This is a genomic window from Streptomyces sp. CA-179760 (assembly GCF_050937045.1).
Classification (GTDB): Bacteria; Actinomycetota; Actinomycetes; order Streptomycetales; family Streptomycetaceae; genus Streptomyces.
The window spans coordinates 4,276,486-4,300,032 of sequence record NZ_JBNJLZ010000001.1; the positions used below are offsets into that span (position 1 = coordinate 4,276,486).

Annotated in this window: 19 protein-coding genes and 2 pseudogenes; 7 read left to right on the plus strand and 14 right to left on the minus strand. The window is 72.2% G+C overall.

All coding sequences use genetic code 11. From position 1 onward, the window contains the following. Positions 1 to 75: 75 nt before the first annotated feature. Complete coding sequence (locus ACQEV8_RS19075) at positions 76 to 477, minus strand: Zn-ribbon domain-containing OB-fold protein (protein WP_432961784.1); 402 nt, start codon at positions 475 to 477, stop codon at positions 76 to 78. After that, complete coding sequence (locus ACQEV8_RS19080) at positions 477 to 926, minus strand: DoxX family protein (protein ID WP_432961786.1); 450 nt, start codon at positions 924 to 926, stop codon at positions 477 to 479. Before ACQEV8_RS19080 ends, ACQEV8_RS19075 begins: the two co-directional genes overlap by 1 nt. A 258-nt stretch (positions 927 to 1,184) precedes the next feature. On the opposite strand from ACQEV8_RS19080, the gene ACQEV8_RS19085 reads away from it, so the two are divergent. The 4 genes and pseudogenes from ACQEV8_RS19085 to ACQEV8_RS19100 all read left to right on the plus strand — a co-directional run bounded on the left by ACQEV8_RS19085 (position 1,185) and on the right by ACQEV8_RS19100 (position 6,207). Further along, the gene (locus ACQEV8_RS19085) at positions 1,185 to 2,390 is read left to right on the plus strand and encodes a flavin-containing monooxygenase (protein ID WP_432961788.1); all 1,206 of its coding nucleotides are present in this window, start codon (positions 1,185 to 1,187) and stop codon (positions 2,388 to 2,390) included. Between the two features lie 139 nt (positions 2,391 to 2,529). Next, a pseudogene (locus tag ACQEV8_RS19090) lies at positions 2,530 to 4,757 on the plus strand (acetate--CoA ligase family protein). After that, the gene (locus ACQEV8_RS19095; protein WP_432961790.1) at positions 4,757 to 5,542 is read left to right on the plus strand and encodes an enoyl-CoA hydratase/isomerase family protein; all 786 of its coding nucleotides are present in this window, start codon (positions 4,757 to 4,759) and stop codon (positions 5,540 to 5,542) included. The pseudogene ACQEV8_RS19090 and the gene ACQEV8_RS19095 overlap by 1 nt, the downstream one beginning before the upstream one ends. Before the next feature lie 44 nt (positions 5,543 to 5,586). Then, positions 5,587 to 6,207 carry a flavin reductase family protein gene (locus ACQEV8_RS19100; protein ID WP_432961792.1) on the plus strand — a complete coding sequence of 207 codons (621 nt, stop codon included), beginning with the start codon at positions 5,587 to 5,589 and terminating at the stop codon, positions 6,205 to 6,207. Here ACQEV8_RS19100 and ACQEV8_RS19105 read toward each other — a convergent pair. The 5 genes from ACQEV8_RS19105 to ACQEV8_RS19125 form a co-directional block, all read right to left on the minus strand. Then, positions 6,204 to 7,352, minus strand: a complete 1,149-nt coding sequence (locus ACQEV8_RS19105; protein ID WP_432961794.1) for a methyltransferase — start codon at positions 7,350 to 7,352, stop codon at positions 6,204 to 6,206. The two genes, ACQEV8_RS19100 and ACQEV8_RS19105, sit on opposite strands and share 4 nt — an antisense overlap. A 133-nt stretch (positions 7,353 to 7,485) precedes the next feature. Continuing rightward, positions 7,486 to 8,340, minus strand: coding sequence for an alpha/beta fold hydrolase (locus ACQEV8_RS19110; RefSeq protein ID WP_432961796.1), 855 nt, complete (start codon positions 8,338 to 8,340; stop codon positions 7,486 to 7,488). Positions 8,341 to 8,832: 492 nt separating this feature from the next. Further along, positions 8,833 to 9,978 (minus strand): RNA polymerase sigma factor, encoded by a 1,146-nt coding sequence (locus tag ACQEV8_RS19115; protein WP_432972803.1) that lies wholly within the window; start codon positions 9,976 to 9,978, stop codon positions 8,833 to 8,835. Between the two features lie 17 nt (positions 9,979 to 9,995). Beyond that, positions 9,996 to 10,403 carry a YciI family protein gene (locus tag ACQEV8_RS19120; RefSeq protein WP_432961798.1) on the minus strand — a complete coding sequence of 136 codons (408 nt, stop codon included), beginning with the start codon at positions 10,401 to 10,403 and terminating at the stop codon, positions 9,996 to 9,998. Positions 10,404 to 10,547: 144 nt separating this feature from the next. Next, entirely contained in the window at positions 10,548 to 11,858 is a 1,311-nt protein-coding gene (locus ACQEV8_RS19125; protein ID WP_432961800.1) for an MFS transporter, read from the minus strand. 72 nt (positions 11,859 to 11,930) lie between these two features. On the opposite strand from ACQEV8_RS19125, the gene ACQEV8_RS19130 reads away from it, so the two are divergent. After that, positions 11,931 to 12,974: a GlxA family transcriptional regulator gene (locus ACQEV8_RS19130; RefSeq protein WP_432961802.1), complete on the plus strand. Its 1,044-nt coding sequence runs from the start codon at positions 11,931 to 11,933 to the stop codon at positions 12,972 to 12,974. Here the strand turns inward: ACQEV8_RS19130 and ACQEV8_RS19135 are convergent. From ACQEV8_RS19135 to ACQEV8_RS19145, 3 genes and pseudogenes are all read right to left on the minus strand, one after another. Next, positions 12,964 to 14,013 (minus strand): Zn-dependent alcohol dehydrogenase, encoded by a 1,050-nt coding sequence (locus tag ACQEV8_RS19135; protein ID WP_432961804.1) that lies wholly within the window; start codon positions 14,011 to 14,013, stop codon positions 12,964 to 12,966. The genes ACQEV8_RS19130 and ACQEV8_RS19135 overlap by 11 nt on opposite strands. Next, positions 14,013 to 15,160, minus strand: a pseudogene (locus tag ACQEV8_RS19140) (acyl-CoA dehydrogenase family protein). The gene ACQEV8_RS19135 and the pseudogene ACQEV8_RS19140 overlap by 1 nt, the downstream one beginning before the upstream one ends. 115 nt (positions 15,161 to 15,275) lie before the next feature. Then, positions 15,276 to 16,187, minus strand: coding sequence for an SDR family oxidoreductase (locus tag ACQEV8_RS19145; protein WP_432961806.1), 912 nt, complete (start codon positions 16,185 to 16,187; stop codon positions 15,276 to 15,278). A 104-nt stretch (positions 16,188 to 16,291) separates the two neighbouring features. Between ACQEV8_RS19145 and ACQEV8_RS19150 the strand changes: the two genes are divergently transcribed. Then, positions 16,292 to 17,218 carry a cyclase family protein gene (locus ACQEV8_RS19150; RefSeq protein ID WP_432961808.1) on the plus strand — a complete coding sequence of 309 codons (927 nt, stop codon included), beginning with the start codon at positions 16,292 to 16,294 and terminating at the stop codon, positions 17,216 to 17,218. Between the two features lie 496 nt (positions 17,219 to 17,714). Here ACQEV8_RS19150 and ACQEV8_RS19155 read toward each other — a convergent pair whose 3' ends face one another. The 4 genes from ACQEV8_RS19155 to ACQEV8_RS19170 form a co-directional block, all read right to left on the minus strand. After that, entirely contained in the window at positions 17,715 to 18,197 is a 483-nt protein-coding gene (locus tag ACQEV8_RS19155; protein WP_432972806.1) for an ATP-binding protein, read from the minus strand. A 443-nt stretch (positions 18,198 to 18,640) separates the two neighbouring features. Continuing rightward, positions 18,641 to 19,522, minus strand: coding sequence for an acyl-CoA dehydrogenase family protein (locus ACQEV8_RS19160; protein ID WP_432972809.1), 882 nt, complete (start codon positions 19,520 to 19,522; stop codon positions 18,641 to 18,643). Between the two features lie 2 nt (positions 19,523 to 19,524). Further along, complete coding sequence (locus ACQEV8_RS19165) at positions 19,525 to 20,658, minus strand: acyl-CoA dehydrogenase family protein (RefSeq protein ID WP_432961810.1); 1,134 nt, start codon at positions 20,656 to 20,658, stop codon at positions 19,525 to 19,527. Between the two features lie 9 nt (positions 20,659 to 20,667). After that, entirely contained in the window at positions 20,668 to 21,870 is a 1,203-nt protein-coding gene (locus tag ACQEV8_RS19170) for an amidohydrolase family protein (protein WP_432961811.1), read from the minus strand. A 91-nt stretch (positions 21,871 to 21,961) separates the two neighbouring features. On the opposite strand from ACQEV8_RS19170, the gene ACQEV8_RS19175 reads away from it, so the two are divergent. Next, positions 21,962 to 23,464, plus strand: coding sequence for a class I adenylate-forming enzyme family protein (locus ACQEV8_RS19175; protein WP_432961813.1), 1,503 nt, complete (start codon positions 21,962 to 21,964; stop codon positions 23,462 to 23,464). Positions 23,465 to 23,547: the final 83 nt, after the last annotated feature.

Genomic DNA, 23,547 nt, shown 5'->3' on the forward strand with positions numbered 1-23,547 from the left:
GGGGCGGGAGGGGGAAGCTCACTTATCCGGTCCTGATCCCGGACTTACCCGATCCAGGACTCACTCGGCCAGGACTCACCCGGCCCCGGTCCCGGGCACGATCCGGAACACCGGGACCCCCTCCCGGAACGCCACCTCCAGGTCCGCCCCCGCCGACAGCTCCCTCTCCCCCACCACCTCCGTCATCATCCGCGGCCCCTCGGCCAGGTCGACCACGGCAGCGACGTACGGCGTGCGTTCCGCGAAGGGCGGCAGGTCGTTGCGGTGGACGACGGACCAGGTGTAGAGGGTGGCCCGGCCGCTCGCGGCCTCCCAGACGACGTCCTCGCTCCAGCAGCGGGGGCAGAACTCGCGCGGGTAGTGGTGGGCCCGTGCGCAGGCCCGGCAGCGGCGGATCAGCAGCCTGCCCTCGGCTGCCGCGTCCCAGTACGTCCGGGTGAAGGCATCGGGCTCGGGCAGGTCGAAACGCCCGGTCATCAGAACAGCCCCAGCGCGCTGTCCAGCGACCACGTCTGCCAGGACATCCCGAACAGCCCGACCACGGACATCAGCGCCATCATCGAGTTCTGCCCCTGCTCGGCCACGTCGTGGATCATGAGCGTGAGGTAGAGGACGTTGAGGAGGAGCCCGCCGACCAGGGCGACCGGGGTGAGGAAGCCGGCGATCAGGCCCAGGCCCAGGGCGAGTTCCGCGTAGACGACGACGTACGCCATCACGCGCGGGTGGGGAGCGACGACCGTGGCGAAGCCCGAACGGACGGCGCTCCAGCGGTGCTCGGCCGCTATCCCGGCCGCCCACTCGATGCCGGTGCCCCGTTCGAACCAGGCCTTGCGGTCCTTGTGCCGCCAGCTCTCCAGCCACCACAGCCCGAGCCCGATCCGCAGTACGGCCAGCCACTCCGCTCCGCCGAGCCAGATCGCGTCCATGGGATTTGACGGTACGTCAGTTATGTGGATCCGCAAGACCCCGCGAACGCCGGGACGCCGCCTCTCAGAATCGCGGCCTCCGATCCCTTCCCGTCCGCGCCGGAGGCCGCACCCCGTCAGGAACGATCACGAACCCGCCACAACCAGGCCCGCTACGCCACGAGCCCCACGCGCTTCTCCTACAGCCGTGATCGATCCGCAACCAATTCCGGTCTTGACCGAGACCCATCAAGCGGGCTCGTGGTTACGCTCCCGCTCATGGCCGATTCCACGCCCTCCCCGCACTCCTCCGCGCACCCCACACCGGACCGCCCCGTCTACGTCATCGGCGGCGGCCCCGGCGGACTCGCCGCCGCGTACGCGCTGCGCGCCCGGGGCGTACGGGCCGTCGTCCTGGAGAAGTCCGACCGCGTCGGGGCGTCCTGGCGCCGCCACTACGACCGGCTGCATCTGCACACCACCCGCCGCCTGTCGGCCCTGCCCGGGCTGCCCATGCCGCGCCGGTTCGGGCGGTGGGTGTCCCGGGACAACGTGGTGCGGTACCTGGAGAAGTACGCCGAGCACCACCGCCTGGAGATCGTCACCGGCGTCGAGGTGTCCCGGATCGAGCGCGCGCCCGACGGCACGGGCTGGCTGCTGCACGCCACCGGGGGCAGGGAACTGACCGGCTCGGCGGTCGTGATCGCGACCGGCTACAACCACACCCCGCGCCTGCCGGACTGGCCCGGCCGCGATGCCTTCACGGGCGAGTTGCTGCACGCCGGGGAGTACCGCGACGGCGCGCCCTACGCCGGCCGGGACGTCCTCGTCGTCGGCATCGGGAACACCGGCGCCGAGATCGCCGTGGACCTGGTGGAGAGCGGCGCCTCCCGGGTCCGGCTGGCCGTGCGCACCGTCCCGCACATCGTGCGCCGTTCGACGGCCGGCTGGGCCGCCCAGTACAGCGGTGTCCTGGTACGCCGGCTGCCGGTCGGCCTCGTCGACCGGATCTCCCGGGTACAGGCCAAGGTGGCGATCCCCGACCTGTCGGCGCACGGCCTGCCGCGCCCCGACACCGGCCTGTACTCCCGGGTGAAGCAGGGTGCGATCCCGGTGCAGGACGTCGGCCTGATCGACGCCGTGCGCAGGGGCGAGGTCGAGATCGTGGCCGCCGTGGAGTCCTTCGAGGGCGACGGCAAGATCGTGCTGGCCGACGGCACCCGGCTCTCCCCGGACGTGGTGATCGCCGCTACCGGATACGTCCGCGCCCTGGAGGACCTCGTCGGCCACCTCGACGTCCTCGACCCCCGCGGCAAGCCCGTCGCCCACGGCGCCCGCACCCCGTCGAACGCCCCCGGCCTGTACTTCACCGGCTTCACCAACCCGATCAGCGGCAATCTGCGCGAGCTGGCGCTCGACGCGGTGCGCATCGCGAAGGCCGTCGCGCGGGACAGTAAGGCCGTCGCGCGGGACAGTTCGGTGTAGGTGGCATTCGAAATAACTCACCCCCACCCCAGGCATCGCACTGGCCGACTTTCCCGCACAGCCATTCCTGACACCGCACCAGTTCAGTAATCTGACAGTGCGTCAGTTAGCGGCTGTCTCACAGGAGCGGGCGGAAACGATGCTTGGATCGACTCACGGCACCCTCACCACCGACTCCCGCCGGGCCCGGGCCATCGCCTGTGGCGAGCGGCCCGGGCCCGCCGTGCACGGCAGGCCGGCCCAGGAGGGCGACTTCGACGTCAGCGGGCGTCCGCTGCACGCCGACGTCCCCGATCTCGACCACTTCTTCCGGCCCCGGTCCGTCGCCGTGATCGGCGCCTCGGACACCGAGGGACGCCCCAACACCGGCGTGACCCGCCAACTGGCCGACTGGGCCGAGCGCGTCGGGGCCCGGCTGTACCCGGTGCATCCGAGCCGCCCGTCCGTCTTCGGCCTGGCCTGCTCCCCTTCCGTCGCCGACCTGCCCGAGCAGGTCGACCTGGCGGTGGTACTCGTCGGCGACCCCCTCCCCGTGTTCGAGGAACTGGCCGAGGCCAAGGCGCGGTTCGCGGTCGTCTTCGCGTCCGGGTTCGCGGAGACCGGCCCGGAGGGCGAGGCCGCCCAGCGGCGACTCGCCGCCGCCGCCGAACGCTCCGGGCTGCGTCTGCTGGGCCCCAACACCAACCTCAACGCCTTCGAGCACTTCCGCGACGACCTCGACGGCCCCGCGATCGCCCTGATCACCCAGTCCGGCCACCAGGGCCGCCCCGTCTTCGCCCTCCAGGAGCTCGGCATCCGCCTCTCCCACTGGGCGCCCACCGGCAACGAGGCCGACCTGGAGACCGCGGACTTCCTTTCCTACTTCGCCGAACAGCCCGGGATCGGCGCCATCGCCTGCTACCTGGAAGGGCTGAAGGACGGCCGCCACTTCCTCCTCGCCGCCGACCGGGCCGCCCGGCGCGGAGTCCCGGTCGTCGCCGTCAAGGTGGGCCGCACCGAGACCGGCGCCCGCACGGCCGCCACCCACACCGGCAAACTGACCGGCGCGGACGCGGTGGTGGACGCGGCACTGCGCCAGTACGGCGTGATCCGCGTCGACGGCCTCGACGAACTCCAGGACACGGCGGCCCTGTTGGCCCGAGCCCCCGGCCGCCACGCTCGGACGGCGTCGTCGTCTACTCGATCTCGGGCGGCACGGGCGCGCACGTCGCGGACCTGGCGACCGAGGCGGGCCTGAGGCTCCCGGTGCTGTCCGAGACGAGGCAGACCGAGCTGCACCAGTGGATACCCGAGTACCTGAGCGTCGCCAACCCCGTCGACAACGGCGGGCATCCGGTCGGGGACGAACGCGGCCGGAAGATCATCGACGCGATACTCGCCGACCCCGAGGTCGGCGTGCTGATCTGCCCGGTCACCGGCCCCTTCCCACCACTCAGCGACCGCCTCGTACGGGACCTGGTCGACGCGGCGGAGCACACGGACAAGCTGGTGTGCGTCGTGTGGGGATCGCCTGTCGGCACGGAACCGGCCTACCGCGAGGTCCTGCTCGGCTCCTCCCGTGTGGCCACCTTCCGCACGGTCGGCAACTGCCTCACCGCCGTCCGCGCCTACCTCGCCCACCACCGCTTCACGACCGCCTACCGCTCCCCCTTCGACGAGGCCCCGCGCACGCCGTCGCCGTCCTACCGCAAGGCACAGGCGCTGATGCACCCCGGCGAGCAGCTCAGCGAGCACGCGGCCAAGCAGCTGCTGCGGGCATACGGCATCCGCGTACCGCGTGAACAACTGGTGACCAGCGCGGCGGCAGCCGTACGGGCCGCCGGCCTGGTCGGCTACCCCGTGGTGATGAAGGCCTCCGGTGCCCGCATCGCCCACAAGACGGAACTCGGCCTGGTGAAGATCGGCCTGACCTCCGCGAGCCAGGTCCGCGACGCCTACCGGGAGCTGACCGACATCGCCCGCTACGAGGACGTCTCCCTGGACGGCGTGCTGGTCTGCCAGATGGTCGAACAGGGCGTCGAGATGGTCGTAGGAGTCACCCACGACGACCTGTTCGGCCCGACGGTGACCGCAGGCCTCGGCGGGGTGCTGGTCGAGGTCCTGCGCGACACCGCCGTGGCCGTACCGCCCTTCGGCGAGGAACAGGCCCGGGACATGCTCGCCGGCCTGCGCGGCCGGGCCCTGCTCGACGGAGTCCGGGGCCGCCCGCCGGCCGACCTGGACGCCCTGGTCGAGGTCGTCCTGCGCGTGCAGCGCATGGCACTGGAACTCGGCGACCAGCTGGCCGAGTTGGACATCAACCCGCTGATGGTGCTGCCGCAGGGGCAGGGCGCCGTGGCGCTGGACGCGCTGGCGGTGTGCCGCTGATGCCGGCCGTCCTGCACGCCACAGCCGGCCAGGTCCTCTCCATCACCCTGAACCGCCCCGAGACACTCAACGCCCTCACACCGGACCAGCGGGACGAGGTCGTGCACCTCCTGTCGGAGGCGTCCGCGACGGCCGGCATCCGAGCGGTGGTGATCACGGGAACGGGCCGGGGCTTCTGCGCGGGCGCGGACCTCCGAGGCGCCGCCACCACAGCCGAACGCACGGTCGGCGATGTCGCCCGCACCCTCCGCACCGGCGCCCAGCGCCTGATCGCCGCCGTCCTCGACTGCGAGAAGCCGGTGATCGCGGCGGTCAACGGCACGGCGGCCGGTCTCGGAGCCCATCTGGCGCTCGCCTGCGATCTCGTCCTGGCCGCGGAGTCGGCCAGGTTCATCGAGGTGTTCGTACGACGTGGGCTGGTCCCCGACGGCGGCGGCGCCTACCTGCTCCCCCGCCTCATCGGCCCGCAGCGGGCGAAGGAGCTGATGTTCTTAGGCGACGCGCTCACGGCGACGGAGGCCGAACGCCTCGGTCTGGTCAACCGGGTCGTACCGGAGGAGGAATTGGAGAAGACGGCCCGTGCCTGGGCCGAACGCCTCGCCGCCGGCCCGACCCGCGCCCTCGCCCTGACCAAGCAGCTCGTCAACGCCTCTCTGGACACCGACCGGGCCAGCGCCTTCGCCGCCGAGGCCGCGGCGCAGGAGATCAACATGGCGACGGCGGACGCGCGGGAGGGGGTACGGAGCTTCGTGGAGCGGCGGAACGCGGTGTACAGGGGCCTCTGAAAGGCTTCCTATCTGACGCGCTGTCAGCTTCAATCGTAAGCGTGATGGGACAAGCAGGGATGGCGGAAGCCGCCGTCCGCTACCTCAGGTCGGCCCGCGCCCCGGCCGCGCGGCCCGTGGAAGCGCTGCCGCGCCCGGAGTTGCGCTGCGTCGGCGAAGACGAGCGCGCACCCCTGGACGGGCAGGAATTCCGCCGCGTCCTGGGCCGCTTCGCGACGGGCGTGACGGTCGTGACGGCACCCCCCGCCACCCCCGACGCCGCCCCCGCCGGTTTCGCCTGCCAGTCCTTCAGCTCCCTCTCCCTGGACCCGCCGCTGGTGGCTTTCATGGTCGGCCGCACGTCGACGACGTGGCCCCGGATCGCCCGCGCCGGCGTGTTCTGCGTGAACGTCCTGGGCGCCGGCCAGGACGAGTTGTGCCGCTCCTTCGCGGTGAGCGGCGCGGACAAGTTCGCAGGCGTGGCATACGACAGGGCACCCGTCTCCGGCTCACCCCGCCTGTGCGGCGCGGTCGCCTGGATCGACTGCGCGATCCACGCCGTGCACACCGGCGGCGACCACCTGATCGTGGTCGGCCGGGTGAACGCCCTCGGCACGGGCGCGGACGATCCGGACGGACCGCTGCTGTTCCACCGGGGGCGCTTCGCGCGGTTGACGGAGGGCTAGCGGTTGACAGAAGACTGGGCGGAGGGCTGGACGACGGTCAGCCGCCACAGCGAGGTGACCTCGGCGGCCCGTACGGCGTGCAGCGGATCGTCCGTGTCCCGCACACGGGCATGGCGCGGGCTGGTGTCCATCCGGCCGGCCACCCGCAGCCCGGCACTCTCCACGGCGGTCATCAGCTGCTCCCGGCTGCGCAGCCCGAGCCTTTCGGCCAGGTCGGACAGCACGAGCCAGCCCTCGCCGCCGGGTTCCAGCCGCCCGGCGAGCCCGCTCAGGAAGCTCTGGAGCATGCCGCCGCCCGCGTCGTAGACGCCGAGGTCGAGGTCGGAGGCGGGACGGCCGGGAAGCCAGGGCGGGTTGCACACGACCAGGTCGGCGCGCCCCTCGGGGTAGAGCTCGGGCCCGGTCACCCGGATTACCCCCGTGATCCCCAACCGCCCCGCGTTGTCCCGCGCACACGCCCGGGCCCGCGCACTGACGTCGGTCGCCACGACCTGCCGGACGCCACGCCGGGCCAGCACGGCGGCCAGCACGCCGGTTCCGGTGCCCAGGTCGAACGCGACGCGTACGTCGCCGCCTCGCGGCAGCGGGGCCTGGGCGACGAGATCGACGTATTCGCTCCGGGTGGGCGCGAACACGCCGTAGTGCGGGTGAACCGACGCTTCCAGCGCCGGGACGTACACGCCCTTCTCCCGCCACTGCCGGGCACTGATCACACCCAGCAGCTCGGAGAGGGCGACGGCCACGGGCCCGTCGAACGCCCCGTACGCCTCCTCGACCGCCCGACGCACATCGGGGGCCCGCCGGAGGTCCAGTCCGTGGTCCGCCTCCAGCACGACCACCAACTTGCCGAGCACGCGTGCACGATGGCCCCGGAACCGGCGCTGCAACCGGAAGGTCTCGGCCGTCGTGTCCGCAGCGCCGGGCGCGGTACGCCCGACACGACGGTCCAGGGCACTCAGCAACTGCCGCGCGTTGTGAAAATCCCCGCGCCACAGCAACGCGGTGCCCTCACAGGCCAGCCGGTAGGCGTCGGCGGCCCGCATACGGTCGTCGGCGACGACGACCCGGCGGGGCAGGGGCAGCCCGGACTCAGAATGCCAGCGGGCGGAACGGGGATGAGTCTCGGTCCAGTGGATCGTGGACACGGCATACTCCTCGGAAGATCGGGCGTGGACGAGCGTGCTGAGTCACGACGTCCACGTCGCCGAGGACCATGCCGAGTGTCATCAACGGACCTCTCGAAGCGGCGAAGCAGCTGGGCTCAGTGTGCCGGATTTTTCAGTCGGGCAGGGCGCGAACGAACCCGGCGACCAGCCTCGCCACCGCCTCAGGAGTCTCCAGGATCATGGGGTGGGTGGCGTCGATGCGCTCGACGCTGATCGTCGGCCGGGTGCGGGAGACCACGGCCAGCTCGTCGGAGACCTCTCGGGCGAAGTGAGCGCTGAACGCGTCGAACCACTCCATGCCCGGCGCGGGCGGCAGCCGTCGCCCGGCCTGCACCAGCAGCAGCGGGCGGTCCACGCCGTCCAGCCAGGCGGTGACACCGGGCGCGCCGAGCCGGTGGAGTTCGTCGACGATCTCCAGCGCCGCAGCCCGTTCCGGCAGCGTCTGCCAGGTGCCGTCGGGCAGCGGGCGCGCCGCCGCGCGGGCAGCGGCCTCGGCTCGGTCGGCGGCTGTCCCGAACCGGGCGGAGTTGGTGATCTGCTGCTCGATGTACCCGGCCGGCGCGACGGCCCCGACCGACGCCAGCAGCCCCTCAGTCACCTGTTCGGCGCCGGGGCGGTCGCGCCCCCACCAGAAGCCGTCGAGATTCACGGCGGCACGCGTACGGTCCGGATACGCCCGGGCGTACTCGACGGCGACCAGCCCCCCGAGCGAATGCCCCACCACGACGGCCTCCGGCACACTGTGCGCCTCGAGCGTCTCCGCGATGCGCCGCACCACGGTGGGGAGGTCCCAGGGAGAAATGTCGGGAGAACGACCGTGCCCGGGAAGGTCTACGCCGAGGACACGATGCCCGTCGGTGAGCTGAGCCGCCGAGGCGCTCCAGTCGGCCAGAGACCGCCCGAACCCGTGCAGAAGAACCAGTTGCGGGCCATCGCCCCCATAGTCATGAACATGTAGGAGTGTCATATGGGCTTCACCGTAGGCGCCCCCACAGCCGCTCGAACACTGAATTACGCCGCACGGGCTCCCCCACCCCCACTCACCGATCGCCGCTGAACTCACCCGGCGTGCATGCGAGACGCGAGCGCGCCCGCCGACGCCGCTCGGCGAACCAACGGGCCAAAGCCCGCAAACTGGACTGCCTGGCCACCCGCCTCCCCGAGCAGCCCCGACGCGGCCCTGAGAAGCCCTTCCTGAACCCCTGGCCGCCGCCTACGCTCCCGGTATGGCTGACTTTCTCCAGGTATCGACCGCGCCCCCGACGGATGGGTGACGGCATACGGGCCACCGCACAAACCGTCCTGAGGCATGCGGACGAACTCCTCGACAGCGCAACGACGTCAGGTGACTTGGCCAGGCGGCTGCACGACGCCGGTGTCATCGCGCGTGCGCTCCTGGGCCTGCTCGAACGCCCCGGCGAGCTCACCCCCGGCGCCGGCACAGTCCACGCGCACCCCGTCAGCGCCCCCGGCCCGCATTGAGCCGCGCCGCCTGCCGCGTCAGATGGTCGCGTTCGGCGAGGTTGGGCGCCTTGTGGGCCGCCTCGGTGTACAGCCGAGCCGCCGTCGCCAGGTCGCCGTCGCGTTCGTGGAGGTATGCCGCCACCGCGGTGTGGCGGGGCAGCGAGGTGTCCAGCGCCGCGAGCGCCGCCAGGCCGGCGCGCGGTCCGTCGGCCTCCCCTACCGCGACCGCGCGGTTGAGCCGGACGACCGGGCTGTCGGTCAGGCGTGCGAGCTCGTCGTACCACTCGACGATCTGCACCCAGTCGGTCTCCTCGGCGGCGGGCGCGTCGGCGTGGAGGGCGGCGATGGCGGCCTGGGCCTGGAACTCGCCCAGCCGGTCGCGGGCGAGGGCCGTCTGGAGGATCACGACGCCCTCGGCGATCGACGCGGTGTCCCACCGGCCGCGGTCCTGCTCGGAGAGCGGCACGAGGCTGCCGTCGGGCGCGGTGCGGGCGGCCCGCCGGGCGTGGTGGAGCAGCATGAGGGCGAGCAGACCGGCCACCTCGGGGTGGTCGATCGCGGCCGCGAGCTGCCGGGTGAGCCGGATGGCCTCCGCGGCGAGGTCGACGTCGCCGGAGTAGCCCTCGTTGAAGACCAGGTAGAGGACGCGCAGGACGGTGGCCACATCCCCGGGCCGGTCGAAGCGCACACCGGAGACCGTGCGCTTGGCCCGGCTGATGCGCTGCGCCATGGTCGCCTCGGGTACGAGGTAGGCCTCGGCGATCTGCCGGGTGGTAAGGCCGCCGACGGCGCGCAGCGTGAGCGCGACCGCCGAGGCCGGGGTCAGGGACGGGTGGGCGCAGAGGAAGTAGAGCTGGAGCGTGTCGTCCGCCGCGGGCGCCGGGCCGGGCGCCGGTTCCTCCTCGACGCGGTCCTCACGCCGGCGGCGGGCGGTGTCGGCGCGGGTCGCGTCGAGGAACTTGCGCCAGGCCACGGTGACCAGCCAGCCCTTGCCATCACGCGGCGGGTCGGCCGGCCAGACGCGGAGCGCCTCGACCAGGGCGTCCTGGACGGCGTCCTCGGCCGCCGCGAAGTCGGCTCCGCGGCGGACGAGGACGGTGAGCACGCTCGGCGTGAGGCTCCTGAGCAGGGCCTCGTCCATCGCGGACACCTGAGACCTCACTCCGTGATGGTGGGCTGCACGCCGTAGAACGGGCGCACCTCCAGCCACTCGTGGATCGGCTTGCCGCCCGCGCCGGGGGCGGCGGACAGCTCACCGGCCAGCTCGACGGCGCGCTCGTAGCTGTCGACGTCGATGATCATCCAGCCGGCGATGAGGTCCTTGGTCTCGGCGAACGGTCCGTCGGTGACCGGCGGGCGCCCCTCACCGTCGTAGCGGACCCACGCTCCCTCGGGGGCGAGCGCCTGGCCGTCGACGAACTCGCCGGTCTTCTCCAGCCCGGCCGCGAAGTCGTTCATGTACTGCATGTGCGCCGAGATCTCCTCGGGGCTCCACTGGTCCATCGGCACGTTGTTCACCGGGGCCGGGGCGCCGCGGTAGTGCTTCAGCAGCAGGTACTTGGCCATGATGGTTCTCCTCGGTGCTCGTGCGACCCATTGTGGTCGCGTTCACACCGGGGACGGAGCCGGACGCGGGTTCTCGACATCGCCGCCCGACTTTTTTTCGGGCTCCCGTGCGGAGCTCTCATGGATGAGGCTCCACCGCCCGTCTCAGACCGTCGCCGCCGCCACGCTCCCCGCCCGTCGCCGGATCACGAGCGCCATCAGCGCCGCCACCGCGCACAACGCCCCCGACGCGTACCAGACCACGTTGTACGACCCGAACGTGTCGCGGGCGACTCCGCCGAGGAAGGCGACCAGGGCGGCGCCCACCTGGTGGGAGGCGAGGACCCAGCCGAAGACGATCGCGCTGTCCTCGCCGTACTGCTCACGGCACAGGGCGAGGGTGGGCGGGACTGTGGCGACCCAGTCAAGGCCGTAGAAGACGATGAAGAAGATCATCGGAGGGTGGACCGAGGGCGCCAGCAGCAGCGGGAGGAACAAGAGCGAGACGCCTCGCAGCGCGTAGTACACCGCGAGCAGCCGGCGCGCGTCGAAGCGGTCCGTGAACCAGCCGGAGGCGATCGTGCCGACGACGTCGAAGACGCCGATGACCGCGAGCAGGGAGGCTGCGGCCTGGACGGGCATGTGGTGGTCGTGGGCAGCGGGGATGAAGTGGGTCTGGATCAGGCCGTTTGTGGAGGCGCCGCAGATCGCGAAGGTACCCGCGAGCAGCCAGAACGGGCCGGTGCGAGCGGCCGAGAGCAGGACGGACACGGCGCGGCGCGCGGCGCCGGTCACCGGGGCCGGCTTCGGCACGAACTCGGTCGCGCCGTACGGCTTCTGGCCGACGTCGGCCGGGTGGTCGTGCAACAAGAGCCACACGAAGGGCACGACCGCCAGCGCCGCGAGCGCGACCGTCACGGCCGCCGGACGCCAGTCGTACCGGTCGATGATCCAGGACAGCAAGGGCAGGAAGATCAGCTGGCCCGACGCCGACGCGGCGGTGAGGATGCCGCTGACCAGGCCGCGCCGCTCGGTGAACCAGCGGTTGGTGACGGTCGCCGCGAACGCCAGGGCCATGGAGCCGGACCCGAGGCCGACCAGCAGGCCCCAGCACAGCATCAGCTGCCAGGCCGCCGTCATCCACACCGTCAGGCCCGAGCCGAGCGCGATGACCGTCAGGGCGACCGCGACCACCCGGCGGATGCCGAAGCGGTCCATCAGGGCCGCCGCGAACGGGGCCGTCAGGCCGTACAGCGCGAGATTGACGGAGACCGCGGCACCGATCGTGCCGCGCGACCAGTCGAACTCGTTGTTCAGCGGGTCGATGAGCAGACCCGGTACGGAACGGAAGGCCGCGGCACCGATGATCGTCACAAAGGTGACGGCGGCGACGAACCAGGCGCGGTGCACACGCCTGCGGGCAGGCTTCTGATCGGGCTGGCGGACAGGTGCTGCGGCGTCGGCTGTCTGAGTCACGTCATAGAGCTTCCGATCCGCGCCCGGGACGCATCGAGTGGCCCGAAGGACAGCCTTCGTTAGGATCGGGCCATGGCAGCGATCGCAGCACACCCGGGCTTTCGCCCCCACCGCGTCGTCGTCCTCGCCCTGGACGGACTGCTCCCCTTCGAACTGGGCATCCCGCACCGCATCTTCGGCCGCCCCAAGGACACCCGGGGCCGGCACCTGTACGAGGTCGTGACCTGCTCGATCCGGCCGCCCGGCCCGGTCGGGACGGACGCCGACTTCGACATCCACGTCGCACACGGCCCCGAGGCCCTGGCCACCGCCGACACGGTGATCGTCCCGGCGTCGTACGAACTCGGCCCGGTCTACGAGGACGGTGTGCTGACCGCCGAACTCGCCGCCGCCCTCGCCCACGTCCGGCCCGGCACCCGGCTGGCCTCCATCTGCACCGGCGTCTACGTCCTCGCCGCCGCCGGCCGGCTCGACGGCCGCCCCGCCACCACCCACTGGTCCGACGCCGAACGCCTCCAGCGGCTCTTCCCGCAGATCGCGGTCGACCCGGACGTGCTGTTCATCGACGACGGCGACGTGCTGACCTCCGCGGGCGTCGCGGCCGGCATCGACCTGTGCCTGCACATGGTGCGCTCCGACCACGGCGCCGTCGTCGCCAACGAGGTGGCCCGCCGCACAGTCGTACCGCCCCACCGTGACGGCGGTCAGGCGCAGTACATCGAGCGGCCGGTGCCCGATCCGCAACAGGCGTCCACCACCACCGCCCGCGCCTGGGCCCTGGGCCGCCTGCACCAGCCGATCCAGCTGCGCGACATGGCCGCCCAGGAGTCCATGTCGGTCCGCACCTTCACCCGCCGCTTCCGCGAGGAGACCGGCGTCAGCCCGGGCCAGTGGCTCACCCAGCAGCGCGTGGAACGGGCCCGGCATCTGCTGGAGTCCACCGACCTCTCCGTCGACCAGGTGGCCCACGACGCCGGCTTCGGCACGGCCCAGTCGATGCGCCAGCACCTCCAGACGGCACTCGGCGTCACCCCCACCGCCTACCGGCGGACCTTCCGGGCCGGGGAAGGAAAGGCGCCTGAAGTCCCTCAGGGCACGAAGACCCTCAGAACGTGAGCACCCCCCGCGCCACCCGCCCCGCCTCCGCGTCCGCCGCCGCCCTGTCGAACTCCTCCACGGGATAGGTCCGGGTGACGAGTTCGTCGAGCAGCAGCCGGCCCTCGCGGTACAGGTCGGCATACAGGGCGATGTCGCGCTGCGGGCGGGAGGAGCCGTAGCGGCAGCCCAGGACGGACTTGTCGAGGTACATCGACGAGACGCGGAACGACGCCTCCGCGGCGGCCGGGGGCACGCCGAGGAGGATCGCCTGGCCGTGCCGGTCCAGCGCGTCGATCGCCTGGCGGATCAGCTCCACACGGCCGACGCACTCGAAGGCGTGGTCCGCGCCGGTGGGCAGGACATCGCGCACGCCCTCGGTGGAGGTGAGGAAGTCCGTCGCGCCGAAACGCCGCGCCACCTCCTCCTTCTCCGGGTTGGCGTCGACGGCCACGATCCGCAGGGCGCCCGCGAGCCGCGCCCCCTGCAACACGTTCAGCCCGATGCCGCCCGTCCCGATCACCAGCACACTGTCGCCCCGGTCCACCCGCGCCCGGTTCAGTACGGCACCCACCCCCGTCAGCACCCCGCACCCGATCAGCGCCGCCGACGCCATGGGGATGTCCTCGGGGATGCGGACGGCCTGCACGGCCTTCACCACCGTGCGCTCGGCGAAGGCCGAGTTCGCCGCGAACTGGTACACCGGCAGACCGTCGTGGCTGAACGGCCGTCCCGGGCGTCCGATCGCCCCCCGGCACATCGTCGGCCGCCCCCGGTCGCACTCCGCGCACGTCCCGCAGTTGGCCAGCGTGGACAGCGCGACATGGTCACCGGGCGCCACATGTGTGACGCCCACACCCACCGCCTCCACGACCCCGGCCCCCTCATGGCCCAGCACCACAGGAACGGGGAAGGGGATGGTCCCGTCCACCACCGACAGGTCGCTGTGGCACAGCCCGGCCGCCCGGATATCGACCCGCACCTCACCCGGCCCCGGCTCCCGCACCTCCAGGTCCGTCACGACCCGGACCTGCTTCCCGTCGAAGATCACGCCTCGCATCACACGGCTCCCTTGGGCTCCCTGGGCAGGCCGAGCACGCGCTCGGCGATGATCGTGCGCTGGATCTGGTCCGAGCCGCCGTAGATGGTGTCGGCCCGGGAGAACAGGAACAGGTGCTGCGCCGCGTCGAGTTCGTACGGCGCCGAGGCCGACCAGTCGGCGGGTCCCGCACTCGCGGCCGCACCCCGCACCAGCACCGCCAGCTCCCCGAGCCGCTGATGCCAGCCGGCCCACAGCAGCTTCGCCACGCTCGGCGCCCCCGCGTCGCCCGAACCACCCAGTGTGCGCAGGGCGTTCCAGCGCATGGTGCGCAGTTCGGCCCACTGCCCCACGAGCCGCTCCCGTATGACGGGATCCCGCACCGCCCCCGACTCCTGGGCCGCCCGCACGACGTCCTCGAACTCCTGGGCGAACCCGATCTGCTGGGCCAGCGTGGACACCCCCGCTCGAAACCGAGCAGGCTCATGGCGACACGCCAGCCGTCGCCCTCACCCCCGACGACGTGCTCCGCGTGCGCGCCGTCGAAGTAGACCTCGTTGAAGTCGCTGGTGCCGGTCAGCTGCCGGATGGGTCGGACCTCGATACGGCCCGGCTGGTCCATGGGGACGAGGAGGAAGCTCAGCCCGCGGTGCCTCCGGGACCCGGCCTCGGTACGGGCGAGCACGAAGCACCAGTCGGCCTCGTGCGCGAGCGACGTCCAGATCTTCTGCCCCGTGACCCGATACCCGCGGCCTCCCTCCTCGCGAACGGCCGCGGTACGGACCCCGGCCAGATCCGAACCGGCACCGGGTTCGCTGTAGCCCTGGCACCAGAGTTCGTCACCGGCGGCGATCGGAGGCAGGAAGCGGGCCTTCTGCTCCTCGGTGCCGTGCGCCAGGAGCGTGGGCGCGAGCAGGTTCTCCCCGATGTGCCCGGAGCGCGGAGGCGCCCCCGAGCGCGCGTACTCCTCGGCCCAGACGACCTGCTGGATGAGCTCGGCCGTCCGGTTCCCGTACCCGCCCACACCCCACCCGAGCCCGATCCACCCGGCCGCTCCCAGGGTGCGTTCCCATGCGCGTCGGCCGCCGGCGCCCCCGGTATGCGCGGCAAGCCATTCACGGACCTCGCCGCGAAACTCCTCGTCTCCACGCGTGAACCCGAAATCCACGAGGTTCGCTCCTCCCTGAGGGGCGCGGGGCTGTATCGATTTGCGGCTCCGCCGCGTGGGCGCGACGAGCCACAACCCACCCGCACCCGCCATATGGACAGGCACCCCCGCCCCCTCACTCGTTGGGCCGCTCCCCCTCCCGAGCCGCCCTCTCCATCCCCTCCACCCGCGCCAGCAACGGCATCGGATCCACCCCCACCGACCCCGGCAAAACCTCCGCGATCCCCTCCACGGTCCAACCACCGGAGGCGAACACCGCCCGCACCTCCCTCGGCTGCGCCCACACCGCGATCTTCGCCCCCGCGACCGTGTAGACCTGCCCCGTGATCCCCTCCCGGGACGCCGCGTCGGACAGCAGATACACCACCAGCGCGGCGACATCCTCCGGCTCCCCGATCTCCGCCAGCTCCATCGGCACCCCCGCCGACATCCGCGTCCGCGCGACCGGCGCCACCGCGTTCGCGGTCACCCCGTACTTGTGCAGCCCCAGCGCCGCGCTCCGCACCAGCGAGATGATCCCGCCCTTCGCCGCGCTGTAGTTGGCCTGCGAGACCGACCCCTGGTGATTCCCGCTGGTGAACCCGATCAACGTCCCGGCCCGCTGCTTGCGCATCACCGCCGAGGCCGCCCGGAACACCGTGAACGTGCCCTTCAGATGGGTCGCGACGACCGGGTCCCACTCCTCCTCGGTCATGTTGAACAGCATCCGCTCGCGCAGGATCCCGGCCACGCAGACCACCCCGTCGAGCCGCCCGTACGACGACAGCGCCACGTCGACGACCCGCTGTCCGCCCGCCATGGTGGAGATGTCGTCGGCGACCGCCACCGCCTCCCCGCCGGCCGCCTCGATCTCCTTGACCACGGCCTCGGCGACCTCACTGGTCGGCGAGGCGCCGTCGACGGAGACGCCGTAGTCGTTGACCACGACCTTCGCCCCTTCGGACGCCGCCGCGAGCGCGACCGCCCGGCCGATGCCCCGCCCGGCGCCGGTGACGGCGACGACCTTCCCTGCCAAGAAGTTCCCCACGCCCGGCCCCTTCCCGTCCCACGATTTCTGACGGACCGTTAGATTTCAGCTTCCCGAATTCTACGACCCGTCAGATATGGGAAGACAAGCCCCGGGGAGGACTCATGTCGCTGCCGGACGCGTTCCACGACATCGCCAAGCGCGTGAACAACTGGGGCCGTTGGGGGGCCGACGACGAGCTCGGCACGCTGAACCTGATCACCGACGAGGTCGTGCGGGACGCCGCGGCCACCGTCCGCACCGGCCGCCGCGTCCCGCTCGCACTGCCCCTCGAACGCAGCGGCGTACAGACGGGGATGATCCCGGGCCGCATCGACCCGCTGCACGTCATGGTGCAGATCAACCAGGAGCTGTTCGGCCCGGGCACGGTCGCGTGCAGCGACGACGCCGTGACCATGGGGCTGCAGGCGGCCACCCACTGGGACGCGCTGCCCCATGTCTCGCACTCCGGCCGGATCTACAACGGCCGCCCGGCCGGCTCCATCACGGCGCACGGCGGCGCCGGGTTCAGCGGCATCGGCACGGTCCGGCACCTCGTCTCGCGCGGGGTCCTGCTCGACGTCGCCCGGGCCCGGGGCACGGACCGGCTCGGCGGCGGGTACGCCGTCACCCCCGAGGACCTGGACGCCGCCGAGGAACTGGCCGGGACGCGCGTACGGGCCGGCGACATCGTGCTCGTACGGACCGGGCAGGTCCAGGTCTGCCTGGCCGGGGACCGGCACGCGTACGCCTTCCCGTCACCGGGGCTGTCGATCCGGACACCGGAGTGGTTCCACGCGCGCGATGTCGCGGCCGTCGCCAACGACACCCTGACCTTCGAGGTGTTCCCGCCCGAGGTGGACGACCTGTGGCTGCCGGTGCACGCCCTCGACCTCGTGGAGATGGGGATGCCGCAGGGCCAGAACTGGAATCTCGAAAAGTTGTCCACAGCCTGTGGAGAAGCGGGCCGCTACGCCTTCCTGCTGACGGCGACGCCCGAGCCGTTCGCCGGGGCGACCGGGTCTCCGGTGGCGCCGGTCGCCATCCTCTAGGGCGTCGGCTCCCCGGGGCCCGCCCAGCAGGATGGCGGCGCCGCGCTGCTCGCCCCGAGCACGGCAGCGCGCGCCGCCACCCGACTCCGGCGCTCCCGCCCCGGCTCCCCTGGCCCTGAGGGGAGCCGACGCCGAATCACGACTCACACTCGCCGAGGGCTGCCGTCACCGAAGCCCTCGCCGTCCCCTCACGGCGAATCGCTGCCCACCAGCGTGAGCACACGGTCACGACGCGTCAACACCCGATTCGGTGATTTGCCGGTTATGCGGTGTGTGCCGTGGGCGCGCACGGAAGCACGTCCCGGCGCATCGCCGCATGCCCCGACGGATCCGGCCGGCCGGCCGTGCACCCATGCCCCGGCTTCGCCGCAAGACCCCGCGGCATGTGCCGCCGCCACCGCGCCCGCACCCCACATGTCCGGCAGGCAAGGACGAGCACGGACGAAGGCAAGGGCGGGGAGGACGAAGGACAGGAACCCAAGCCGCCCCAAAGGCCCTACACCGCCTCGTACGCCAGCCCCTCGAAGGACGCCCCGCCGCCGCCGTACGCCGCCGCGCCCCCTCCGCACGACGCCGTGACCTCACCGGACTTCGCGCACCGGTCCAGCTCGCACCAGATGCGCTTGCCGGTGCTCTCGACGCTCCAGCCCCAGCGGTCGGCGAGGCCGTCGACGAGGGCGAGACCCCGGCCGCCGGTCGCGTCGTCGTCAGCGCACCGGGGCACGGGGGCCCGGCCGCTGCGGTCGGCGACCTCGAGACGGACCGTGGACTCGTCCGTCACCGCGTGCGGCAGCGACAGCAGCAGGACCGCGGGACAGCCGGTGTGCACCACGGCGTTGGTGACGAGTTCGGAGACGAGCAGGATCAGAGTCTCGGCGAGCGGTTCATCGGCCTGTATGCCGGACCCGGCCAGGCGCGAGCGGGCCCACCGCCTGGCACGCCCCACCTCTGCGGGGTCGGGCCGGATCTCCAGCTGCACTTGAAGCACCTGCACCGCTCACACCATCCGAACCGGCGGACACTTAGGCTCGCGCCTCACGGGGGCCACGATCGTAGCCATTTTCTGCATGGCCAGAACAACGGCCGGGACAGGGTTCACGGAACGTGAATCCCTTGTGGGACAGCATGGTTGACGTACAGTCACCTCAACAAGCGCTTCGGGCATATTCCAGCGCGAAGGAGTACCCCTGCGGGATACTGTGCGACGCTCACCGCGGGGAGTCGAACAGGCCGCGCCCCTGGGTCGCACTGCGCTCTGAGCCACTCGCATCTCACACAAGGTACCGGAGCGAACAGCCGACTCCGGGCTGTTACGAGTCACGCATCGAATACGACCCCATATCAACTCTCCGTAATTCCGGCATGCCACATTCCGCGACATCTCTACGGGCATCGTCGGCAATGTCGCAGTCAGAGGGCCCGTCAGGGCGTTCCGGCCATCAGGTCGGCCGCGAGCAATTCCTCACTCTCCGTGATTCCGCCCGCACGTTGGGTTCGAACCCATGCGCGTTTCAGATGCAGATGGACCTCGGACTCCCAGGTGAAGCCCATGCCGCCGTGCACCTGGAGACAGTCGCGGGCGCCGCGTACGGCGGCCTCGTCGGCGAGCAGACGGGCGGCGGCGATGTCGGCCGGGTCGGCGGTGACGGCGGCCGCGTACACCGCGGCGCGGGCCGTCTCCGCCCGGACCAGCATCCCCGCGCAGAGGTGCGCCACCGCCTGGAAGGCCCCTATGGGTCGTCCGAACTGTTCGCGGGCCCGGGCGTGTTGCGCCGCCAGTTCGCAGACGCGGACCGCCGTACCGAGCTGCTCCGCGGCGGTGAGGAGGACGGCGACGGGATCCGTGGCGGCCGCCGGCCCGACGGTCACGCGGTGCAGGGGCGTCAGCGGGTCGAGCGAGCGCAGCGGCACGGCTCCGGCGGTTTCGCCGCGTACCACGTCGGCCTCCGCCAGCCACTCCGCGAGGCCGCCGTCGACGGCCGTCACGACGGTCTCCCCCGTGGCCGCGCCGGGTACGGCACCGGCCGCGAGGTGGGTGGCGGCCAGCGGCCCGGGCAGCAGCGCCCGTCCCGCCTCCTCGAACACCAACACCGCCTCGGGGAGCCCCAGTCCGACCCCGCCGTCCGCCTCCGGCAGCCGCAGCGCGAAGAACCCGGCGTCACCCAGGGCCCGCCACAGCACCCGGTCCAGCCGCACCGGCCCTCGCACAGCGGTCCGCAGCGCTTCCGCGTCGAAGCGCCGGGCGAGCAGCTGCCGCACCCCGTCACGCAACGCCCGCTGGTCGTCCGTCAACCGGAATCGCACGGTCACCGTCCCTTCGGCAGGCCGAGGATCCGCTCGGCGACGATGCCGTGCTGGATCTGCGAGGTACCGGCCGCGATGGTGTACGAGAGGGAGGACAGCCGGTCCAGGGTCCAGGGGCGGTCCAGGTCGAGGCGGTCGGGGCCCAGGACGTCGGCGGCGGCGTCGTAGAGCTCCTGGCGGGCGTGCGAGTACCGCAGCTTGAAGACCGAGCCTCCGGCGCCGGGCACCCCGCCCGAGGCCTCCGCCGCGCTCACGTTCCACTGCGTGAGCCGCCACAGCGCCCGGAACTCGGCGTTGAGCCTGCCCAGCCGGCGCCGCAGCGCCGGGTCGTCCCAGCGGCCGCTCTCGCGGGCCCGGGCGGCCAGTTCGCCCAGGACGCGGCGGCAGGCGACGACCTCGCCGGCGAAGGCCGTGCCGCGTTCGAAGGACAGGGTCACCATCGTCACGCGCCAGCCGTCGTTCTCGTCCCCGACCCGGTGCGCGAGCGGCACGCGCACCTCGTCGAGGAAGACCTCCGCGAACTCGGCGGAGCCGGCGAGCGTGCGCAGCGGCCGTACGGTGATGCCGGGGGCGTCCATGGGCATGGCGAGCCAGGTGATACCCCGGTGCTTGGGCGCCATGGGGTCCGTGCGGACCAACAGCTCGCACCAGTCGGCGACTTCCGCGTGGGAGGTCCAGATCTTGGAGCCGGTCACCACGTAGTGGTCGCCGTCCCGCCACGCGCGCGTGCGCAGGGATGCGAGGTCGGAGCCGGCCTCCGGTTCGCTGAAGCCCTGGCACCAGACCTCCTCCCCGCGCAGGATCGGCGGCAGCCAGCGCGCCCGCTGCTCGTCCGTCCCCTCGGCGGCGATGGTCGGCCCGGCGTGCAGCAGCCCCACGAAGTTGGCGCCCACATAGGGCGCGCCGGCCTTCTCGGTCTCCTCCAGGAAGATCAGCCGGGTGGTCGGGGAGGCGTCCCAGTGGACGTCGGCGTATCCGGCGTCGTGGAGCCTGCGCTGCCAGCCGAGGTCGTACGCCCGCCGCCCCGGCCAGTCGTCGGGCGACGGCCCCGGCGGGAGCCCGGGGAGCACGCGCGCGAGCCACTCCCGCAGCCGGGCCCGGAAGTCCTCCTCCTCGGGCGTGTACGACAGGTCCATCTGCGGGCCTCAGCGGTCCAGGTCCAGGTCGAGCATGCGGATCGCGTTGCCGCGCATCAGCTTGTAGACCGTCTCGTCGTCGAGGCCCTTGACGTGGTCGAGGGCGACTTCCCTGGTGTGCGGGAAGGTCGAGTCGACGTGCGGGTAGTCGGTCTCGAAGGTGGCGTTGTCGCGGCCGACGACGTCGAGCGAGGCGACTCCGTGCTTGTCGCGGAAGAAGCAGCAGTAGATCTGCCGGTAGTAGTACGTGGACGGCGGCTCGGGGATGGTGTCGCGGACGCCGCCCCAGGCGCGGTGCTCCTCCCAGACGTCGTCGGCGCGTTCCAGGGCGTAGGGGATCCAGCCCATCTGGCCCTCGGAGTAGGCGAGTTTGAGGCGCGGGAATTTCACCAGGACCCCGCTGAAGAGGAAGTCCATCATCGAGGCCATCGCGTTGTTGAAGCTGAGCGAGGCCTGCACGGCGGGCGGTGCGTCCGGGGATGCGGCGGGCATCTGGGACGAGGATCCGATGTGCATGTTGACGACCGTCCCGGTCTCCTGGCAGACCGCGAAGAACGGGTCCCAGTAGCCGGAGTGGATGGACGGCAGCCCGAGGTGGGTGGGGATCTCGGAGAAGGTCACCGCACGCACCCCGCGCTCGGCGTTGCGCCGGATCTCCGCGACCGCCAGGCCGACGTCCCACAGCGGGATCAGGCAGAGCGGGATGAGCCGCCCGCCGCTGTCCCCGCACCACTCCTCGACCATCCAGTCGTTGTAGGCGCGCACACAGGCCAGGGCGACCTCCTTGTCGTGCGCCTCGGCGAAGGTCTGGCCGCAGAAGCGCGGGAAGGACGGGAAGCAGAGGGACGCCTCGACGTGGTTGAGGTCCATGTCCTCCAGGCGGGCCTTCGGGTCCCAGCAGCCGCGCCGCATCTCCTGCCTGGTGATGCCCTCCAGGGTCATCTCGTCCCGGTCGAAGCCGACGGCGGCGATGTTGCGCTTGTACGGGAACTTCAGGTCCTCGTAGATCCACCAGTCGGTGGGCGGGCCGTCCGGGTCCATCGTGATCCGGTACTTGCCCGCGACGTAGGCGAGTTCACCGATGCCTGCGGTCAGGGGCCGGGGTCCGCGGTCGCGGTACCTGGCCGGCAGCCACGTCTCGAAGAGATGGGCGGGCTCGATCACGTGGTCGTCGACGCTGATGATGCGGGGCAGTTCGGTCGCGCGCTCCATGGGTCCCCTCCGCCGGACTGATGCTCATCTGATGCACCGTCAGATAGCATCCCACCTGACGACCCGTCAGCCAAGCAGGTAGGGGGCAGTCGTGAACGAGACCCCGCACGACCTGAGTTCGTCCCGCACACTGTGGGAGCTGGTGACCCGCCGCGCCGCCCTCACCCCGGACCGGCCGCTCTTCCTGGAAGCCGACCGCAGGCTCACCTTCGGCGCTCTCCGCGCGCGTGCCGAACGGGTGGCGGCCGGGCTGTACGGCATGGGCGTCCGCCCCGGCACGGTGGTCGCCTGGCAGCTGCCCACCCGGATCGAGACGGCCCTGCTGTCCTTCGCGCTGGCCCGTCTCGGCGCCGTGCAGACGCCGGTCATCCCCTTCTACCGGGACCGCGAGGTGGGCTTCGCGCTGCGCGAGTCGAGGGCGGAGTTCTTCGCGGTGCCGGGCGTGTGGCGCGGCTTCGACCATGCGGAGATGGCCCGGCGGCTGGGCGCGAAGGCTGTCTTCGAGGCGTACGGCGACCTGCCCGACGGCGATCCCTCCGTCCTGCCTCCCCCGCCCTTTGACGGCACCACGGTCCGCTGGATCTACTGGACGTCCGGCACGACCTCCGACCCCAAGGGCGTGCTCCACACGGACCGTTCCCTGATCGCGGGCGGCTCCTGCCTCGCGCACGCCCTGCGGCCCTCGGGGGACGACGTGGGGTCGATCGCCTTCCCGTACGCCCATATCGGCGGGCCCGACTACACGGTGATGCTGCTGCTGTACGGCTTCCCGGCCGTCCTGTTCGAGCAGTTCGCGCTGCCGGACGCGCTGGAGTCCTACCGCCGGCACGGGGTGACCATGGCGGGCGGCTCCACGGCGTTCTACTCGATGTTCCTGACGGAACAGCGCAAGCGGCCGGGAACCCCTGCGGTCCCGACGCTACGGCTCCTGGCGGGCGGCGGAGCCCCGAAGCCGCCGGAGCTGTACCACGCCGTGGTCCGCGAGATGGGCGTACAGCTCACCCACGGGTACGGCATGACCGAGGTGCCGATGATCACCATGGGCGCGCCGGACGACACCCCGGAGCTGCTGGCGACGTCCGAGGGGCGGCCACCGGAAGGCATGGAGATACGGATCGTGGACGGGGAGGTGCGGTTGCGCGGGGAGGCGGTGTGCCAGGGGTATCTCGACCCCGAGCAGACGGCGGCGGCCTTCGACCCGGACGGCTTCCTGCGCACCGGCGACCTCGGGCACATGACGGAGACCGGGCACCTGGTCCTCACCGGCCGCCTCAAGGACGTGATCATCCGCAAGGGCGAGAACATCTCCGCCCAGGAGATCGAGGACCTCCTGCACCGGCATCCGGCGGTCGGGGACGTGGCGGTGATCGGTCTGCCGGACGCGGCGCGCGGGGAGTTGGTGTGCGCGGTGGTGGAACAGCCGCGGGACGCCGAGCCCTTGACGCTGCCGGCCGCGACCGCCTTCCTCCGCGCCGAGGGACTCTCCGTGCACAAGCTGCCGGAGAGGCTGGAGCTGGTGGACGCGCTTCCGCGGGGCGAGACCCTGCGGAAGGTACTGAAGTACAAGCTGCGTGAGCGCTACTCGAGCGGGTGACGGGCCCGGGGCCGGCGACACGACCGGGCGACGCGGCCCGGGTGGGCGTCGCTCACCCGGGCCGGCTCCGTCACCAGGGCCGG

Bases quoted from the DNA above. Each gene is read 5' to 3' on its own strand.
- ACQEV8_RS19085 (WP_432961788.1), top strand. From the start codon at position 1,185: ATGGCCGATTCCACGCCCTCCCCGCACTCCTCCGCGCACCCCACACCG.
- ACQEV8_RS19095 (WP_432961790.1), top strand. From the start codon at position 4,757: ATGCCGGCCGTCCTGCACGCCACAGCCGGCCAGGTCCTCTCCATCACC.
- ACQEV8_RS19165 (WP_432961810.1), bottom strand. From the start codon at position 20,658: ATGGACCTGTCGTACACGCCCGAGGAGGAGGACTTCCGGGCCCGGCTG.
- ACQEV8_RS19170 (WP_432961811.1), bottom strand. From the start codon at position 21,870: ATGGAGCGCGCGACCGAACTGCCCCGCATCATCAGCGTCGACGACCAC.
- ACQEV8_RS19130 (WP_432961802.1), top strand. From the start codon at position 11,931: ATGGCAGCGATCGCAGCACACCCGGGCTTTCGCCCCCACCGCGTCGTC.
- ACQEV8_RS19150 (WP_432961808.1), top strand. From the start codon at position 16,292: ATGTCGCTGCCGGACGCGTTCCACGACATCGCCAAGCGCGTGAACAAC.
- ACQEV8_RS19080 (WP_432961786.1), bottom strand. From the start codon at position 926: ATGGACGCGATCTGGCTCGGCGGAGCGGAGTGGCTGGCCGTACTGCGG.
- ACQEV8_RS19135 (WP_432961804.1), bottom strand. From the start codon at position 14,013: ATGCGAGGCGTGATCTTCGACGGGAAGCAGGTCCGGGTCGTGACGGAC.
- ACQEV8_RS19120 (WP_432961798.1), bottom strand. From the start codon at position 10,403: ATGGCCAAGTACCTGCTGCTGAAGCACTACCGCGGCGCCCCGGCCCCG.
- ACQEV8_RS19110 (WP_432961796.1), bottom strand. From the start codon at position 8,340: ATGACACTCCTACATGTTCATGACTATGGGGGCGATGGCCCGCAACTG.
- ACQEV8_RS19115 (WP_432972803.1), bottom strand. From the start codon at position 9,978: ATGGACGAGGCCCTGCTCAGGAGCCTCACGCCGAGCGTGCTCACCGTC.
- ACQEV8_RS19075 (WP_432961784.1), bottom strand. From the start codon at position 477: ATGACCGGGCGTTTCGACCTGCCCGAGCCCGATGCCTTCACCCGGACG.
- ACQEV8_RS19100 (WP_432961792.1), top strand. From the start codon at position 5,587: ATGGGACAAGCAGGGATGGCGGAAGCCGCCGTCCGCTACCTCAGGTCG.